Source organism: Isoptericola sp. NPDC056134 (assembly GCF_042264825.1).
Classification (GTDB): Bacteria; Actinomycetota; Actinomycetes; order Actinomycetales; family Cellulomonadaceae; genus Isoptericola; species Isoptericola nanjingensis.
Window position 1 is genome coordinate 37,653 of the sequence record NZ_JBHJVM010000023.1, and the last position, 17,733, is coordinate 55,385.

A 17,733-nucleotide genomic window follows, 5' to 3' on the forward strand; every position below is an offset into this window, starting at 1 on the left:
CAGCGCCAACTCATCGGGGGACAACTTGAGCCTGCTCACGCGCCTGCGTGGAGACCGTCGTTCGGGCATCGCGACGACGGTCGTCCTCGCGCTGTCCGCGGGCGTCGTCACCGCGGCCGTCCTGTACGACGGCGAGGCCACGGCCGACGTGGACCTCAACGACTCCGGCGTCTGGGTCACCAACCAGGCGTCCGGTCTCGTGGGCCGCTTCAACACCGACGCCAAGGCGCTCGACGGCACGCTCCTGGCGGGCAGCTCGGCCTTCGACGTCGACCAGCAGGCGGGCGACGTGCTCGTCGCTGACGACGGGTCCTCGAGCGCCAACGTGGTGGATCCCGCGCGGCTCAAGTTCGCGTCCACGACGAAGCTCCCGGCCGGGGCCCGGGTCGCCATGGGCGGCGACCGCGTCGCCGTGGTGGACGACGAGGCGGACGCGCTGTGGGTCACCCGCCTCGACCGGTTCCCCGGGCTGGACACGGAGGAGGACGACCCGACGGCGGAGCTCGACGGCGACGCCGAGGTCGCCGTGTCCGAGTCGGGGACGGCCTTCGTCGTCGTGCCCGCCGAGGACACCCTCTGGACGGTCGAGCCGGGCGAGGAGCCGCGGTCCGAGAAGCTGGACCTCCTGAGCAAGGACGACGACGTCGTGCTCACGACCGTCGGCGACGACGTCGTGGTGCTGGACCGCACGTCGGGCCGCCTGCGCCTGCCCGGCGGGGACGTCGTCGAGGTGGCCGACGCGCAGGGCGCGCGGCTGCAGCTGCCGGGGATGGGCTCGGAGTCGGTGGCGTACGCGACGTCCGGCGCGCTGGTGCTGCAGCCGCTGGACGGCGGGGCCGCGACGCAGCGCAAGGCGTCCGGCTCGCCCGCCGCCCCGGTGCAGCTGGGCGGCTGCCTGTACGGCGCCTGGTCGGGCACCGGGCAGATCGTGCGCGACTGCGAGGGCACGGACCGCGACGTCGCCGAGGTGCTCGAGGGCATCGACCAGTCCACGGAGCTGGAGTACCGGGTGAACCGGAACGCCGTGGTGCTCAACGACCTCACGGCCGGCACCCTGTGGATGGCGCTGGACGAGTACGAGAAGGTCGACGACTGGGACATCAAGCTGCCGGAGCGGGCCGAGGGCCAGGACGAGGACGCCGAGGACGCGAAGCCCGAGCTGGTCGACAACACGGTCGTGGACCGCGAGAAGCAGGACCCCCCGGAGGCGAATGACGACTCCTTCGGGGTCCGCCCCGGCCGCACCACGGTGCTGGACGTGCTGGCCAACGACCTCGACCCCGACGGCGACGTCATCACGGCGCGCCTCGTGGGCGACCAGCCCGACGGGCTCACCGTGCAGCGGGTGCTGGGCGGCAAGGCGCTGCAGGTCGTGGTGCCGGGCGACGGCTCCGGGTCGGCGTCGTTCACCTACGAGGTCTCCGACGGTCGCGGCGGCACGGATGAGGCGAAGGTCTCCCTGCGGGTGGTCCCGCTCTCCGAGAACGAGAAGCCCGAGCAGTCCGGGGAGCCGGTCCTGCGCGTGCAGCAGGGCGGGACGGCGCAGATCAAGGTGCTCCCGTACTTCCGCGACCCCGACGGGGACGACGTCTACCTGGCCACCGCCGCGCCCACCGTGCAGGGCGACGAAGTGCGCGCGTACCCGGACGGCACGGTCGAGTTCCGGGACGGCGGGTCGGGCACCGGCCGCAAGAAGGTCGCGCTGACCGTGGGCGACGGGCTGGGCGGCGTCGTCGAGGGCACGCTGTGGGTGGAGGTGCTCGCCAGCCAGGAGCCCCCCGTCGCGGTCGGGGACCACGTGGTGGTCACGGCCGGTCAGCCCGTCACGATCGAGCCGCTGAAGAACGACTCCGACCCCAACGGCGACGACCTGCGTCTCACGAACGTCAGCGACGCCGCGCCGGCGGAGATCACGCGCAACTACGACGCGGGCACGTTCACGTTCCTCGCGCAGGAGCCGAAGTCCTACGACGTGCTGTACCAGGTGACCGACGGGCCGTCGTCCACCACCGGCGTGGTCCGGGTGGACGTCCAGGACCCGGACGCCGCGGTCGGCGCGCCCGTCGTCGTGGCGGACACCGCGCTGCTGCCCGCGGGCGGCTCCACGCTGGTGGACGTCCTGGCGAACGACACGGACCCCGCGGGCGGCGTGCTCGTGGTGCAGTCGGTGCGCGTGCCCGACGACTCGGGGCTGAGCGTGGCCGTGCTGTCGCACCAGATGCTCCGGATCACCGAGACGCGGCGCCTGGCCGAGGCGGTCGTGCTCGAGTACACGGTGTCGAACGGCACGGAGACGGCCACCGGCGAGGTGCGGGTGCTGCCCGTGCCGCCGCCGGACCGGCTGCAGCCGCCGAACGCCGCCGCCGACGAGGTCACCGTGCGCGTGGGCGACTACGTGAACATCGACGTGCTGGACAACGACACGCACCCCGACGGGCTCGAGCTCACGCTCGACGACGAGCTCGAGCAGACGGTGGACCCGGCGCAGGGCGAGCTGTTCGTCTCCGAGGGCCGCCTGCGGTTCCGCGCCGGGGCCGAGCAGGGCACCGCGTACGCGATCTACAAGGTGCGCGACCCGAACGGCCAGGAGGACTCCGCCCAGGTCACGATCCACATCCGCGGCGGCAAGGAGAACGCCGCCCCGGTGCCGCAGGACGTCGAGGCCCGCGTGCTGTCCGGCGGCACGACGCGGATCCCGGTGCCCCTGGACGGGATCGACCCGGACGGCGACTCCGTGCAGCTCACGGGTCTCGCCACCGGGCCCACGCAGGGCCGGGCCGAGGTGACCGACGGCTACGTCGACTACGAGGCCGGCAAGAACGCCAAGGGCAGCGACTCGTTCCGCTACACCGTCCAGGACGCGCGCGGCGAGGTCGCCACCGGCGTCATCCGCGTCGGCATCGCGCAGCCCCCGGAGACCAACCAGCCGCCGGTCGCCGCCGACGACGAGATCACGGTGCGCCCGGAGCGGCGCGTCGCGGTGCCGGCCCTGGCGAACGACGCGGACCCGGACGGCGACGTCATCGGCCTCGTGCCCGGCGCCGTCGAGGGCGGCGAGGACCTCAAGGCCAAGGTGGCGGACGACCGCATCGTCGTGCGCACGCCGGCCGACGAGGGCACCTACACCTTCTTCTACGCGATCGAGGACACGTACGCCGCGCGGGCCTCGGCCTCCGTGAGCGTCACCGTGGCGAACGACGCGCCGCTGCTGCGGCCGATCGCCCGCGACGACTCCGTGCCCGTGGCGAGCATCCTCGGCAAGTCGACCGTGACGGTGCCGGTGCTCGACAACGACGAGGACCCGGACGGCGCGGCGGACGACCTCGAGGTCGCCGTCGGCACCGACGCGGCGTCGGCCGGGGTGACCGTCACCGCCGACGGCGCGCTCGAGGTCCCGCTGACCCGCAGCCGACAGGTCATCACCTACACGGTGACGGACGTGGACGGGCTCACCGCCAAGGCGTTCGTCGTCGTGCCGGGCATGGAGTCGACCAAGCCGATCCTCAAGCCGGGCCAGGCCCCGCTCGAGGTGGTCTCGGGCGAGACGCTCGACGTCGACATCACCGACCACGTGCTCGTGGTCGAAGGCCGCACCCCGCGCCTGACCACGGAGGACCAGGTCACCGCGACCGAGGGCGCCGCCAAGGTGACCGGCGAGACCACCATGACCTTCACCCCGCGCGCGGAGTACGACGGCCCGGCCTCGGTGACGTTCGAGGTCACCGACGGCACGTCCGTCGACGATCCCGAGGGCGCCGTCGCGCTGCTCACGCTGCCGATCACCGTGCTGCCGCCGGAGAACCTGCCGCCCGAGCCGGGCAGCCCGTCCGGCGAGGTCGCCGCCGGCGAGGAGAGCGTCGTCGACCTGGGCCGCTTCGCGAAGGACCCGGACGACGACGACCTGCGCTTCCAGCTCGGCGGGCTGCCGCAGGGGCTGAGCGCCACGATGACCGGCTCGCGGGTCACGCTCGAGGCGTCGCCCGAGGTGCCGAAGGGCAACCGGCTCACGGTGCCGTTCACGGTGACGGACGACGAGCACCCGCCGGTCGACGGCACGCTCACGGTCCAGGTGGTGGCGTCCACGCGTCCGCTCGCCCGCGCGATCGACGACGTCGTGGACGACGCCCACCAGGGCGAGGCGGTGTCCGTGCCGGTGCTGGCGAACGACAGCGACCCGTTCGCCCCCGAGGGGCTCGATCTGCTCGGGACGAGCATCGAGACAGGCTCCGGCGACACGGTCGTGGACGGCGACAAGGTCGTGGTGACGCCCTCCGCCGACTTCGTGGGCACGCTCGTGGCCGTCTACCGCGTGCAGGACGCGACGAAGGACCCGGACCGCCAGGTGGAGGGTCGGGTGCGGCTGAACGTGCTCGGCGTGCCCGAGGCGCCGTCGACGCCGCAGGTGGAGGAGGTGCGCTCCGAGACGGTCGTGCTGTCCTGGACGCCGCCGCAGAACAACGGCGCGGAGATCACCGGGTACACGGTGACCTCCAACCAGGGCGACACCTTCGAGTGCACCACGACCACCTGCACCCTCGACGGGCTGACCAACAACGTCACCTACACGTTCACGGTGCAGGCCACCAACGAGGTGGGCGACTCGAAGCCGTCGCCCGCGTCCGCGGAGGCGCGGCCCGACAACAAGCCGGAACCGCCGACGGCACCGAGCCTCGAGTTCGGCGACGAGTCCCTCGTCGTCACGTGGGCCAACGCGTCGTACACCGACCGGTCGCCGATCACGTCGGTCAACCTGGAGATCTCTCCGGCGCCCGCGTCGGGCGCCAGCCAGAAGGTCGGCGTCACCGGCGAGCGCATCGTCTGGGAGGGCCTGACCAACGGCGTGGCGTACAAGGTGCGCGTGCAGGCCGTGAACTCCGCGCCGGACCCGTCCGAGTGGGGCGCGTGGTCGACGACGATGATCCCGGCCGGGCCGCCGGACGCGCCGTCCGCGCCGACCGCGTCGCGCGTCGACACCGCACTGGGCGGCCAGATCGACGTCTCGTGGAACGCGCCGGCCGACAACGGCGACGCCGTGAAGACTTACCACCTCGACGTCTTCCAGGGCGGCTCCAAGGTGAAGACGGTGCCGGTGACGGGCACGTCCACGACGGTGGGCGAGCTGGACACGAAGTCGAGCTACACGTTCGCCGTGACCGCCGAGAACAAGGCCGGCATGGGGGCGACCAGCCCCCAGTCGAACGCGGTGACGCCGTTCGGCAAGCCCGGCGTGCCCACCGGGGTCAAGGCCGCCGACGACAAGGGCGTGCCCGTCGTCTCCTGGAACGCCGCCGATCCCAACGGTTCGCCGGTCACCAGTTACACGGTGACGGCGTCTGGCAACGGCGGGTCCCGGACGACGTCCGGCAACAGCCTTCCCTTCACGGGCCTTAGCGCCGGAACGACCTACACCTTCACTGTGACGGCGCACAACGCCGCGGGGCCGGGCGACACCAGTGCCGCGTCCAACGGGGTCAAGGCCTACGGCGTGCCGTCCGCGCCCAGCGTCACCTGGACGAAGACATCGGCCACGGATGGCCATTTCACGGTGGGCGGCCCGAGCAGCTGGAACGGTGACAGCGGCTCGGTGAAGTGGGATCTCTCCGGGTCACAGAGCAACTCCGGCACCGGCACCGGCAACGTGGGCGTGTCCGGCGGCTACGACAAGTCGTACTCGCTGAGCGCCCAGGCGTGCAACGCCGCGGGCTGCTCGGCGAAGGCCTCGGCCAGCGGCAAGACCGATCCCGCGCCGCAGCCCAAGATCTGGGCCACCGACTCGGGCAGCGTCTACCGGGTTCCCACCTGCGACACCAGCAACTGCACCAAGGTGCGAGTCAACGCCAACAACGACGTCCCGGCCGGCACCTACACGTTCAACTGCTACAACAACTTCGGCGGCTCGACGAGCCACTTCTCGACCCAGAGCGGGTATTTGAAGCCCGGGGGCTACGTAGACATCTACTGCGTCGTCGGCATCATGAACGGCGCCGACGTCTGGGTGACGGTCGACGGGAAGGACTGGACCTTCGAGCGCCGGGCCTGGCCGCGATGACCGCGGGGCAGACCACCGACCACCACGACCGACCGAGCACCACGATCTGGAGACTCCACCGATGACCACCATGACCCCCGAGCAGGCGAGCTGGTTCGCCCAGACGTTCGACCGCATCGTCGGCAACGTGGCGCAGGCGGTGCTCGGCAAGGACGACCAGATCCGGCTGGCGCTGACGTGCATGCTCGCGGAGGGCCACCTGCTGCTGGAGGACGCCCCGGGCACGGGCAAGACGATGATGGCCCGGGCCATGGCGGCCAGCGTCCAGGGCACCAACCAGCGCATCCAGTTCACGCCCGACCTGCTGCCGTCGGACGTCACTGGCGTGACGATCTACGACCAGAAGTCGGGCACGTTCGAGTTCCACGAGGGGCCGATCTTCGCGAACATCGTGCTCGCGGACGAGATCAACCGTGCGTCGCCCAAGACGCAGTCCGCGCTCCTCGAGGTCATGGAGGAGGGCCGGGTCACCGTGGACGGCGTCTCCCACCGGGTGGGCATCCCGTTCATGGTCGTCGCGACGCAGAACCCGATCGAGCAGGCCGGCACCTACCGCCTCCCCGAGGCGCAGCTCGACCGCTTCCTCATGAAGACGTCGATCGGCTACCCCGACCTCGCGTCGACGGTGGAGATCCTCGCCGGGGCGGCGGTGCGCGACCGCAGCGCCGCGCTGCAGCCGGTCATCACCGGGCAGGCCGTCGTGGAGATGTCGTCCCTCGCGGCCGCCACGCACGTCGACCCGGCCGTCCTGGAGTACGTGTCGCGGCTGGCGGAGGAGTCCCGCGCGGCGGCCGACGTCCACGTCGGCGTCTCCGTGCGCGGCGCGCTCGCGCTGGTGCGCTGCATGAAGGTGTGGGCCGCGGCCCACGGTCGCAACTACGTGCTGCCGGACGACGTGAAGGACCTCGTCGTGCCGGTGTGGGCGCACCGCCTCGTCCTGGACGCGGAGGCCGAGTTCGGCGGCGCGACCGCCGAGGGCACGATCTCGCGGCTGCTGAGCGACGTCGCGGCCCCGCAGGAGCGCCGGACCGCCTGACCGCCGGACCGCCTGACCGGGGCCCCGACCACGCGAACCTCACCGGAGAGCTCATGACCACCACCACCGAGCGGGAGACCGAGGCCGCCGCAGCCGCGGACGCCGAGGCGCCTGCCGACCAGCCGACGCCCGCCCCTGCCGTCCGGCCGCACCGCCGTGCCGCGCGGGGCATCGCCGCCGGGGCTCGCGGCCTCGGGGGCGTGCTCGCCCGAGCGGGCGCGGCCGTCGCCGACGCCGGGCGGCGCGCCTGGGCGCGCGCCACGCCCGTGCTGGGCGTGGTGTCGCCCTTCGGGTGGACCGTCCTCGCCCTCACCGCCGCGGCGTGGTGGGCCGGCCTGGCCCTGAGCTGGGAGGAGTGGGCCGTCGTCGCGGTCACCGTCACCGTGGCGCTGCTGGGCGCGGTCGTCTTCGTCCTCGGCCGCCTGCGCTACGACGTGACGCTCGACGTCGCGTCGCGCCGCGTCGTCGTGGGCGACCGCGCCGTCGGCCGCCTGCTGGTGCGCAACGGATCGTCCCGCTCCATGCTGCCGGCCGTCATGGAGCTCCAGGTCGGGAAGGGGATCGCGTCGTTCCCGGTGCCGCGCCTGCGCCCGGACGCCGAGCACGAGGAGATCTTCGCCGTCCCGACCCACCGGCGCGCGGTGATCCCGCTGGGCCCGGTGCGCTCCGTGCGCGCCGACCCGCTCGGGCTGCTGCGCCGCGAGCTCACGTGGACCGAGCCCGAGGAGCTGTTCGTGCACCCGCGCACGCTGCCCCTCTCCGGCTCGTCCACGGGCCTGCTGCACGACCTGGAGGGCCGGGTCACCCCCGACATCTCCGACTCCGACGTGTCGTTCCACGCGCTGCGCGACTACGTGCCCGGCGACGACCGCCGGCACATCCACTGGAAGTCCACGGCCCGCACGGGCCAGCTCATGGTGCGGCAGTTCGAGGAGACCCGCCGGTCCCGCCTCGCGGTCATCCTCTCGACCCGCGAGGAGGACTACGCGGACCCGGAGGAGTTCGAGCTCGCCGTGTCCGTCTGCGGCTCCCTCGGCCTCCAGGCGATCCGGGAGGACGGCGGCCTCGCCGTCCTGGTGCAGCAGGGCCGCGTGCGCGGCGACCACCGCACCCGCCTGCTGGACGACCTGACCCGGCTGGAGCTCGCGCCGGCGCGGACCAGCCTCGCGGAGGTGGCGCGCGTCGCGTCGGCCACGGTCACGGACGCGTCGGTCGTGGCCGTCGTCGTGGGCAGCCGAGTCACGCCCAACGACCTGCGCGCCGCCGCCGTGCGCCTCCCCGTCGACGCACGCCTGGTCGCCATGCAGTGCGTGCCGGGGGCCTCGGTGAGCCGAGGCCGGGTGGCCGACATGCAGCTGCTCACGATCGGCGAGCTGGCGGACCTGCCGAACGCGCTGCGGAGGATGAATGACTGAGGGCAACGGCCCCGCGCCGGACGACCGCACGTCGCACGCCGAGGCGGGCCACACCGGCGGCACGGGGCACACCGGGAGCACCGGCCGCACCGGCGGGACGTCGCGCACCTCGGTGCGCGCCGGGACCACGCGCGCACGGGGTCGCGACGGCGACCGCCCGCGGGCGCTCACCGTCGCCGGCGCCGTCGACGGCGCCGTGCTGCTCGCCCTGCTGGGCGTCGTGGCCGTCGGCTTCGGCCCCGCCTGGGGCACGACCGGGTACCTCGTGCCCGCGCTGGGCGGCGCGGTCGTCGGCCTGCTGGTCGCGTGGCTGGGTGCCTGGCTGCGCTGGTCCGTGCTGCTGACCGCGGCGACCACCGTGCTGGCGTACTTCCTCCTCGGCGGCGCCCTCGCACTGCCGGTGACGGCGATCGGCGGCGTCGTGCCGTCCCTGGCGACGCTGCAGGAGCTCGCGCTCGGCGCCGTGCACGGGTGGAAGGGCTTCGTCACCACCGTGCCGCCGCTCGCGTCGTTCCCGGAGCTGGCGGTGGTCCCGTACCTGCTGCTGCTCCTCACCGGGGTGCTGGCGGGCACCATCGCGTGGCGCGGACGCCTCGCGGCGTGGGCGCTGCTGCCGGTCGTGGTGGCCCTCGCGAGCGTCGCGCTGCTCGGCACCATCCTGCCCGCGTACCCGCTGGCGCAGGGTCTCGTGGTCGCGGTGGTCGGCCTGCTGTGGGGCTCGTGGCGCGCGGCGGAGAGCCGGATGGGCGCCAACCGCCTGCTGTCCGAGGCGAGCCGGTCCGCGACGCGGCGGCTCCGGGCGCAGCGCCTGCGCGGTGGCGCCGTGCTGCTCGCGATCGGCGGCCTCGCCGCGGTGGTGGCGGCACCGCCGATGGCGCACGGGGAGCGCCTCGCGCTGCGCGAGCTGATCACCCCGCCGCTCGACCTGCACCAGTACACCAGCCCGCTGGTCGGCTTCCGGCACTACACGAAGGACCTCAAGGACGCGGAGCTGTTCACCGTGACCGGCCTGCCGGAGGGCGGCCGCGTGCGCCTCGCGACGCTCGACACGTACGCCGGCACGGTCTACGACGCCTCCAGCGGGGGCGCCACGGGCGTCTTCAACCGCGCGGGCGAGGTCGTCGACACGGTCGCGGCCGGCACCCGGACGCCCGTGCAGGTGTCCGTCACGGGCTACTCCGGCGTGTGGCTGCCCGACGTGGGGGAGCTGGGCGGCATCACGTTCGGGGGGGAGCGCGCCGACGAGCTGGCGTCCACCACCTATTACAACGCGACGTCCGGCACGGCCCTGTCGACCAGCGGCCTCCGGCCCGGCGACTCCTACGAGATCGACGCGATCGTCTCGCCGACGCCCTCCGAGGACGACCTGGCCACCGTGCCGATCCAGGACGTGGACCTCCCGAGGCCGGAGGACGTGGCCGACGAGGTTCCGGGGAAGTCCGCGCAGTTCGCCGCCGACGCCACCGAGCCGTTCGAGAAGTTCGTCAACATCCGCGACACGCTCGTGGCGACCGGCGTCTACTCGAGCGGCCTCGAGAACCAGCCGCCGTCCCGCCCCGGCCACTCCGCGGCGCGCATCGACACGCTGCTGGCGCAGGACGAGATGGTGGGCGACGACGAGCAGTTCGCGGTCGCGCTCGCCCTCATGGCGCAGCAGGCCGGCGTCCCGGCGCGGGTCGTGATGGGCTTCTACCCCGAGAAGGACGCGGTGGAGGCCGGCGAGCCGTACACCGTGACGGGCGGCGACGTGCACGCCTGGGTCGAGGTCCCGTTCGAGGGCTACGGCTGGGTGCCGTTCGACGTCGTCCCCGACGAGGACAACAAGGTGGAGCCCCTGCCGCGCTCCAAGCAGGTGCCGAAGCCGCCGGTCCTCGAGACCCCGGAGTCCCCGGAGGAGCCGCCGCAGGCGGAGGCGGGCGACGTCGAGGAGGAGGACCAGGACGACGACCAGACGGCGATCGACTGGCGCCAGGTCGCGATGATCGCCGTCGCGGTGGCCGTGCCGCTCGCGATCCTGGCCCTGCCGCTGCTGCTGATCCTCGGGTTCAAGCGCCGTCGTCGCGGGAAGCGCCGGTCGGCACCGGTGCTCGCCGACCGGGTGAGCGGCGGCTGGCGCGAGGTCGTCGACGCCGCCACCGACCTCGGCGCGGGCGTGCCCCGTGCCGCGACGCGCCGCGAGGGCGCCCGGATCGTGGCCGACCAGGTCCCGTCGGCGGCGACCAGCACGGTGCAGCTCGCCCACCGGGCGGACGCGACCGTGTTCGGCGCGGGCGCGCCCACCGACGACGACGTGGCGCGGTTCTGGTCCGAGGTGGACGACGTCGTCGGCACGATGCGCGCCGGCCTGCCGTGGCGGCGCCGGCTGGCCGCGCGCCTGTCGTTGCGCTCCGTGCGCGGCGCGGACGCGCCGCCCGTGGGCGAGGTCGTGCGCCGGTGGTTCGCGGCGGTCCCCGCGGCGGCGGGTCGGCTCGGGCGGGCGGCCGTGCGCCCGCTGCATGACAGGATGGCGCGCGCCCGGCGCCGCAAGGACGGCACCCGGCGCGGCCCGCGGCAGGAGGATCGATGACGACGACGTGCACCGCGTGCGGCGCGCCCGAGCAGCGCGGTGCGTTCTGCTCCGTGTGCGGCACGCCGACCGTGGCGACGGGCTACCGGACGCCCGGCCCGGCGACCGGCAGCCTGGAGGTGACCACGGAGCCGGAGCTGCGCGAGCGGACCCGTCGCGCCCCCGACGACGTGGCCCGCGCGGCCGCGGCACCGCCCCCCGTGGGCGAGCCGCCGCTGGCCGGCGTCGGCCGCCGGGCGGGTGCGTACGTGCTCGACCTCCTCGCCCTCTCCCTGCTCGTGGGTGCGGCCTCCACGGTCACCGCGCTCGCCGTGCGCCTGCCCGCGCGGGTCGCGGACGCCGTCGCGGCGACCACCCCGATGGGGTCGGAGGCCGCGGCGCGCGACGCCCTCAGCGCGTACGTCGCGGTCTCCCTCGTGGGCGGCGCGGTGAGCCTGCTCGGCTGGTTCGGCCTGGCCCTGTGGGAGGGGCGCACCGGCCGTACGGTCGGGAACTCCGCCCTCGGGATCCGCACGGTCGCGCTCGACGGCGGCGGTCCCGTCGGGGCCGGTCGCGGGGTGCTGCGGTGGCTCGTGCTCGCGGGGTGCGGCGTCCTGCCGCTGGTGGGCACGGTGCTGGTGCTCGTGTCGCCCACGTTCGACTCGTCCGGGCGCCGCCAGGGCTGGCAGGACAAGGCCGCCCGGAGCGTGGTGCGGGACGTGCGCGGTGTGTCGCCGCGCAGCTTCGCGCCTGCTTCGCCGTCGGCTCCCGGGGACATCGCCCCGGGCACGGCGCAGGGCGCCGCGCAGGGCAGCCCGCCGACCGAGGACCCGTGGGCCTTCCCGGCCGCACAGCGCGCCGCGGGCGGCCTCATCACGGGAGTCCCGGGCACCGCGGCTCCCGCGGGGGAGCCAGAGGCTCCGCAGGCAGCCGGTGTCGACGCGCACACCGTGCACCGCGCCTCCGCGGCGGCACAGGCCGCGGCGCCCGAGCCGGCGCCGACGCAGCAGCAGCGCGCGGTGCCCGCGGCGACCCCCGAAGCCCCGGCCGCTCCGCCGGTCCCCGTCGTGGCGCCGGTACCCGCCCCGGCACCGGCGCCGCAGGACGACCTCGACGACCTCGAGGCCACCCGGTTCAGCGTGTCCTCGCGGCGCAGCGCGGGCGACGGGAGCATGCCGCCGCGGATCGTGGTCGAGGTCGACCCGGAGCGCCGGGTCCACGTCGCGGCGCGGACGCTCGTCGGTCGTCAGCCGCAGCAGGACGGCGGTGCGCCCGCCACCCTGCTGAGCGTCGAGGACCCGACGCGGTCCGTCTCGAAGACGCACCTCGAGCTCGTGCCCACCCCGGACGGCCTGCGGGTCACGGACCTCGGGAGCACCAACGGCAGCGCCGTCATCGCGCCGGGCGGCCAGGTGCAGGAGCTCGTCGCCGGGCGGCCGGTGACGGTCGCCGCCGGGTGGGTCGTGCAGGCCGGTGCGCGTCGCCTCACCGTCGTGGGGCAGGACGCCGGCGCATGACGACACCGGTCAGTCTCGGCCTGCTCTGGGGCGCCGCCACGCACCAGGGCGCGCGCCGCAGGCTCAACGAGGACTCCTTCCTCGCGCGCGGGTCCGTGTTCTTCGTCGCCGACGGGATGGGCGGGCACGAGGCCGGCGAGGTCGCCAGCGCGGCCGCGGTCGAGGCGCTGGCACCGCTCGGGCGGTCGGACGTCGTCGGGGTCGACGAGGTCCGGTGCCGCGTGCGCGCCGCCCACGACGCCGTGCGGGCCATCGATACGGCACCCGGCCGCGGCGCCGGCACGACGCTGTCCGGCGTGGCGCTCACCGACCAGGGCGGCGAGCCCTACTGGCTGGTGGTGAACGTGGGCGACTCCCGGACGTACCGGGTTGCGGACGGTGCGCTGGAGCAGGTGAGCGTGGACCACTCCGAGGTCCAGGAGCTCGTCGACGCCGGGCGGATCACCGCGGAGCAGGCGCTCACGCACCCGCGGCGGCACGTCGTGACGCGTGCGCTGGGGGCACCGGACGACCCGGAGCCCGACTTCTGGTTCCTCCCCGTCCACGCGGGCGACCGGATGCTGGTGTGCTCCGACGGCCTGACGGCCGAGCTGCCCGACCGGCGGGTGGCCGAGCTGCTGATGGTCGAGCCCGACCCGCAGACGGCCGCGGAGCGGCTGGTCGGCGAGGCCCTCGCCGCGGGGGGCCGGGATAACATCACCGTGATCGTGGTGGACGCGACGGGGCTGACGGACGCCCTGGAGCGCACGGCGCCCCGGGACGGGCGGCCCGACCACGACGACGACGAGGACACGGTGCCCCGGCGGTCGCCGTGGAAGGGGGCGCTGACGTGACCGTGCGCTACGTGATCGGTCCGGCCTACGCCGTGGTGCGCGGCGGTGCCGTCGTCGTGCTGCCGGAGAAGGTGACGCCGGAGCTCGTCGACGAGCTGTGGACGACGCTGGGCGAACGCGCCGGCGTGGTGCCGGTGCTCGAGGTGCTCACCGGGTCCTTCGGGGCGAGCCTGGCCTCCTTGCCGCCGTTCGCGATCGCGGTGGCGGACGGCCGACGGGTGCAGGTCGCGAGCCGCGGCGCGACGTCGGTGACGGTGGCGCGGGTCGACGGTCGTGACCACGTGTCCGGCGAGGGGGTCACCACCTGGGCGGAGCGCACGTTCGACGACGTGGTGGACCTCTCCGTGCAGGTCGGCGTGACCGAGCCGGACGATCTCGTCGACGCGCGCGCCCTGCCGTTGGACGCGGGTGTGGTCCTCGTGCGGTCCGTGGGCCTGCGGCTCACCGAGGACGCGCTCGCGGCGGCTCCCGTCCGCCGCCAGGACCCGGTCCGCGAGCCGTGGGAGGACACGGGCCCGCCGGAGGTGGACGAGGTGCCGGCGGCCGCCGCGCCGAGCGCGCCGGCGCCGGTCGTGCCCCGCGCCCCGGTGCCGTCCGTCGACACGGCGTTCGCCTCCGAGGCGACGATCGCCCCGGAGTCGACCGTCGCGCCGGGCCTCGCCGTCACCTCCGACGACGTGCCGCGACCCGTGGCCGACGGCGACCTGGACCAGGTCTCGGGCGCGGACGTGGCCGAGACCCCGGCCGGGCCGGGCGCGCCGGTCGAGGAGACGTCCGGCTACGACCACCTCTGGGGCTCGACGGTGCACCGCGCGGTCGAGGCCGCGGCCGTGCGGCCGCCGAGCGAGGAGGACGACGAGGAGGGGCCCGGGCAGGCGGGCGCCGACCCCGCCGAGCCCGCGCCGGGTACTTCGCACGACGCCGCGGCTGACGCCACCGAGGGTGCGGACGACGGGCTTCCGGACGGCGCGACCGTGGCCCCGGAGGAGCACGACGACGCGAAGGGACCCGGCACCGCGGCGCCGCACCCGCCGGCCGACGCCGCGCCGCCGGCCCCCGCGCCGGTCGACCTGGTGCCCTCCGGCGCGCCCGTCCAGGACGTCGAGGAGATCGACGGGAGCACGGTGCTCTCGTCGGCCATCGCCGACCTCCGGGCCGCCGCGGGCACGCCGGCCGCCGCCCCGGCGCCGGACCCTGCGGCCGCGCCACCCGGCCCCTCGTTCGCCCCCGGCCCGCAGCCCGGCCGGCCGATGATCCTGGCGCGCCTGTGCACGGCCGGGCACCCCAACCCGCCCCAGCGGGACGACTGCGCCACCTGCGGGCAGTCGCTCGTGGGGGACGCGCGGCAGGTGCCGCGCCCCGCTCTCGGCGTCATGGGCGTCTCCGGCGGGCCCCGCGTCACGCTGGACCGCCCGGTCGTCGTCGGCCGCCGCCCCCGGTCGCCGCGCGCCACGGGCGACGACCTGCCCCGGCTGGTGACCGTCCCGAGCCCGCAGCAGGACATCTCCCGCTCCCACGTGGAGGTGCGGCTGGAGGGCTGGCACGTGCTCGTCAGCGACATGAGCACGACCAACGGCACCACCCTCCTCCGGTCGGGGCAGCCGCCGCTGCGCCTGCACCCGGGCGAGCCCGTCCTGGTCGTCTCGCGCGACGTCGTCGACCTGGGTGACGGCGTGACGCTGACCTTCGAAGGGATCCTCTGAGTGAGCCGCAAGCGTCCGCCGTCACCGCCGCCGGAGATCGAGGGGTTCGAGTACGTCTCGATCATCGGCTCGGGCGGCTTCTCCGACGTCTTCCTCTACCAGCAGCGCCGGCCACGTCGCCGGGTGGCCGTGAAGGTCCTGCTGCACGAGTGGACGAACGAGGGCCAGCGCGAGGCGTTCGAGGCCGAGGCCGACCTCATGGCCACGCTGTCCACGCACCCGTCCATCGTGACGATGTACGAGGCCGACGTGGCCGCGGACGGGCGCCCGTACCTCGCGATGGAGTTCTGCTCGCGGCCCAACCTGGGTGCCCGGTACCGCAGCGAGCGGCTGAGCGTGCCGGACGTGCTGCGGATCGCCGTCCAGGTCGCGGGCGCGGTCGAGACGTCGCACCGCGCGGGCATCCTGCACCGTGACATCAAGCCCGCCAACATCCTCGTCACCGAGTACGGGCACCCGGCGCTGACGGACTTCGGCATCTCGTCCACGCTGGACGACGCCGGGCTCGCCGAGGGCATGTCGATCCCGTGGTCGCCCCCCGAGTCGTTCGCCGAGCCGCCGCGCACGTCCGTCGCGACCGACGTCTGGGGCCTCGCGGCCACGACGTATTCCCTCCTCGCGTCGCGCACGCCGTTCGAGGTGCCGGGCGGGCCGAACTCCAGCGCCGACCTGGTGGCGCGGATCGAGTCCGCGCCGCTGCAGCCCACGGGCCGCAACGACGTGCCGGCGGCGCTCGAGCGCGTGCTCGGCACGGCGATGGCGAAGAACCCGGAGGCGCGGTACCCGACGGCCCTGGCGTTCGCCCGGGCGCTGCAGGCCGTGCAGACGGACCTGTCGTTCGCCGTCACGCCGATCGACCTCCTGGACGACCGCGGCCAGGTGCGCGACGACGACGGCGGCGCACCCGAACCGGCCGACGAGGACGAGGTGGGCACCCGTCTGCGCGAGGTCGTCTCGGTGGACCCGCGCGGGCCGGCGCAGGCCGCCGGCGGGCTCGCGACGGCGGCCCCGGCCGCGGCCTCCCGCCCGTCGTGGGCCGCCTCGGTCCCGGCGCCGACGACGGGCACGGCGCAGGGCGTGCTGGCCGACGACCTCGGCGACACCGTGCACCGGTCGATGGCCCCTGCCGCGCCGGCGACGTCACCCGCCTCTCCGGTCGCGGCGCCCGCCCCCGGGGAGGCGCCCGAGGCCCCGCGTCGTGGGCGGGCCACGACGGGCCTCGTCGTCGGGCTGGTGGCCGTGGTCGCCGCCCTCGTGGTCACGCTCGCCGTGGTGCTCTGGCCCGACGGGGCGCAGGACCCGGGCGACGACCCGACGGCCGTCGCGACGGGGGCGGGCGACGACCCCGCGCCTCCGGCGGACAACCTGGGCGGGCTCGTGCCCGCGGTGACCGAGCTGGAGGGCAAGGTCTCGGGAGGCAAGGTCGTCTTCACGTGGACCAACCCCGACCCGGTCGACGGGGACACGTACGGCTGGCGCGAGCCGAAGGCGCTGGAGGAGGCGCACTACCAGCAGGTGAAGGAGACCACCGTCACGGTCGACAAGGCGGACTCCGGGGAGACCTGCGTCGAGGTCGTCATCGTGCGCCAGGGGGCCTTCTCCATCGAGCCGCAGGGAGTGTGCGTGGGATGAGCGACCTGGCGGTGGAGTTCGCGGGGGAGTGGTTCCGACCCGACCCGGAGGGGGTCTTCGAGATCGGGCGGGAGGGCGACCTCGCCCTCGACGACAACCCCTACCTGCACCGGCGGTTCCTGCAGCTCACGCACGTCTCGGGGCTGTGGTGGCTGGTCAACGCCGGCGCGCGGCTGTCCGCGACCGTGTGCGACGCGGCCGGCGGCGTGCAGTCGTGGCTCTCGCCGGGCACGTCGCTGCCGATCGTCTTCCCGTCGACGTCGATCGTCTTCACCGCGGGCCCGACCACGTACGAGCTGCTCGCCCGCCTCAGCCCGTCGCCGTACGCGGAGATCCACTCCGAGGAGCCCGAGGGCGGGGCCACCACGATCGGGATGATCCCGTTCACGGTGAGCCAGCGACAGCTCGTGGTCGCCCTGTGCGAGCCGATGCTGCGCCGCGACGGCACGGGGCTGTCCGAGATCCCGTCGTCCGCGGAGGCGGCGGCGCGCCTCGGCTGGACGACGACGCGCTTCAACCGCAAGCTCGACAACGTGTGCGAGAAGCTCGACCGGGTGGGCGTGAAGGGGCTGCGCGGCGGCTCCGGCGGGCTCGCCACGAACCGGCGCGCGCGGCTGGTGGAGTACGCCGTCGCGTCGCGGCTCGTCACCGCCGACGACCTGCCGCTGCTCGACCTGACCGACGTCGACGGGAAGGACGGGGAATGAGCCGCCGCAACCGTCCGGAGCTCTGGCAGATGGTCGTCGTGGTCGCCGTCGCCGCCGCGGCGATCGCGTTCGTGATCCTCATGGCCGCCGGCGTGCTCCGTGACGGCGTCGGCACCGGCGACCCCCTCGACTACTGGCGGGCGATCGGCCGCGAGCTCACCGACGCCGCCAACTGGCGCATCATCGGTCTGAGCGCGCTGGCCGGAGCGGCCGTCACCGCCGTCGTGGGCGCGATCTCGCGCTGGCGCCGCCCGTAGCAGACCCCGTGGCACGGCCCGGCCGGCCGCGCCCACCCG

10 protein-coding genes are annotated in these 17,733 nt (G+C 74.9%); all 10 read left to right on the forward strand.

The features are described from left to right. Positions 1-25: 25 nt before the first annotated feature. The 10 genes from ACFCZN_RS17745 to ACFCZN_RS17790 all read left to right on the forward strand — a co-directional run bounded on the left by ACFCZN_RS17745 (position 26) and on the right by ACFCZN_RS17790 (position 17,694). Positions 26-6,049: an Ig-like domain-containing protein gene (locus ACFCZN_RS17745; RefSeq protein ID WP_430557621.1), complete on the forward strand. Its 6,024-nt coding sequence runs from the start codon at positions 26-28 to the stop codon at positions 6,047-6,049. A gap of 61 nt (positions 6,050-6,110) precedes the next feature. Beyond that, positions 6,111-7,085, forward strand: coding sequence for an AAA family ATPase (locus tag ACFCZN_RS17750; protein ID WP_430557622.1), 975 nt, complete (start codon positions 6,111-6,113; stop codon positions 7,083-7,085). Positions 7,086-7,138: 53 nt separating this feature from the next. Further along, positions 7,139-8,500: a DUF58 domain-containing protein gene (locus ACFCZN_RS17755; RefSeq protein ID WP_430557623.1), complete on the forward strand. Its 1,362-nt coding sequence runs from the start codon at positions 7,139-7,141 to the stop codon at positions 8,498-8,500. After that, positions 8,493-11,066, forward strand: a complete 2,574-nt coding sequence (locus ACFCZN_RS17760) for a transglutaminase domain-containing protein (protein WP_430557624.1) — start codon at positions 8,493-8,495, stop codon at positions 11,064-11,066. The genes ACFCZN_RS17755 and ACFCZN_RS17760 overlap by 8 nt, the downstream gene beginning before the upstream one ends. Then, positions 11,063-12,562 (forward strand): RDD family protein, encoded by a 1,500-nt coding sequence (locus ACFCZN_RS17765; protein WP_430557625.1) that lies wholly within the window; start codon positions 11,063-11,065, stop codon positions 12,560-12,562. Before ACFCZN_RS17760 ends, ACFCZN_RS17765 begins: the two co-directional genes overlap by 4 nt. Further along, on the forward strand, positions 12,559-13,395 hold the full coding sequence (locus ACFCZN_RS17770; protein WP_430557626.1) for a PP2C family protein-serine/threonine phosphatase: 837 nt from the start codon (positions 12,559-12,561) through the stop codon (positions 13,393-13,395). The genes ACFCZN_RS17765 and ACFCZN_RS17770 overlap by 4 nt, the downstream gene beginning before the upstream one ends. Further along, on the forward strand, positions 13,392-15,098 hold the full coding sequence (locus tag ACFCZN_RS17775; protein WP_430557627.1) for a hypothetical protein: 1,707 nt from the start codon (positions 13,392-13,394) through the stop codon (positions 15,096-15,098). Before ACFCZN_RS17770 ends, ACFCZN_RS17775 begins: the two co-directional genes overlap by 4 nt. Beyond that, positions 15,099-16,730: a serine/threonine-protein kinase gene (locus ACFCZN_RS17780; RefSeq protein WP_430557628.1), complete on the forward strand. Its 1,632-nt coding sequence runs from the start codon at positions 15,099-15,101 to the stop codon at positions 16,728-16,730. Next, entirely contained in the window at positions 16,727-17,437 is a 711-nt protein-coding gene (locus ACFCZN_RS17785) for a hypothetical protein (RefSeq protein ID WP_429764873.1), read from the forward strand. Before ACFCZN_RS17780 ends, ACFCZN_RS17785 begins: the two co-directional genes overlap by 4 nt. Continuing rightward, positions 17,434-17,694 carry a hypothetical protein gene (locus ACFCZN_RS17790; protein WP_430557629.1) on the forward strand — a complete coding sequence of 87 codons (261 nt, stop codon included), beginning with the start codon at positions 17,434-17,436 and terminating at the stop codon, positions 17,692-17,694. Before ACFCZN_RS17785 ends, ACFCZN_RS17790 begins: the two co-directional genes overlap by 4 nt. Positions 17,695-17,733 lie beyond the last annotated feature (39 nt).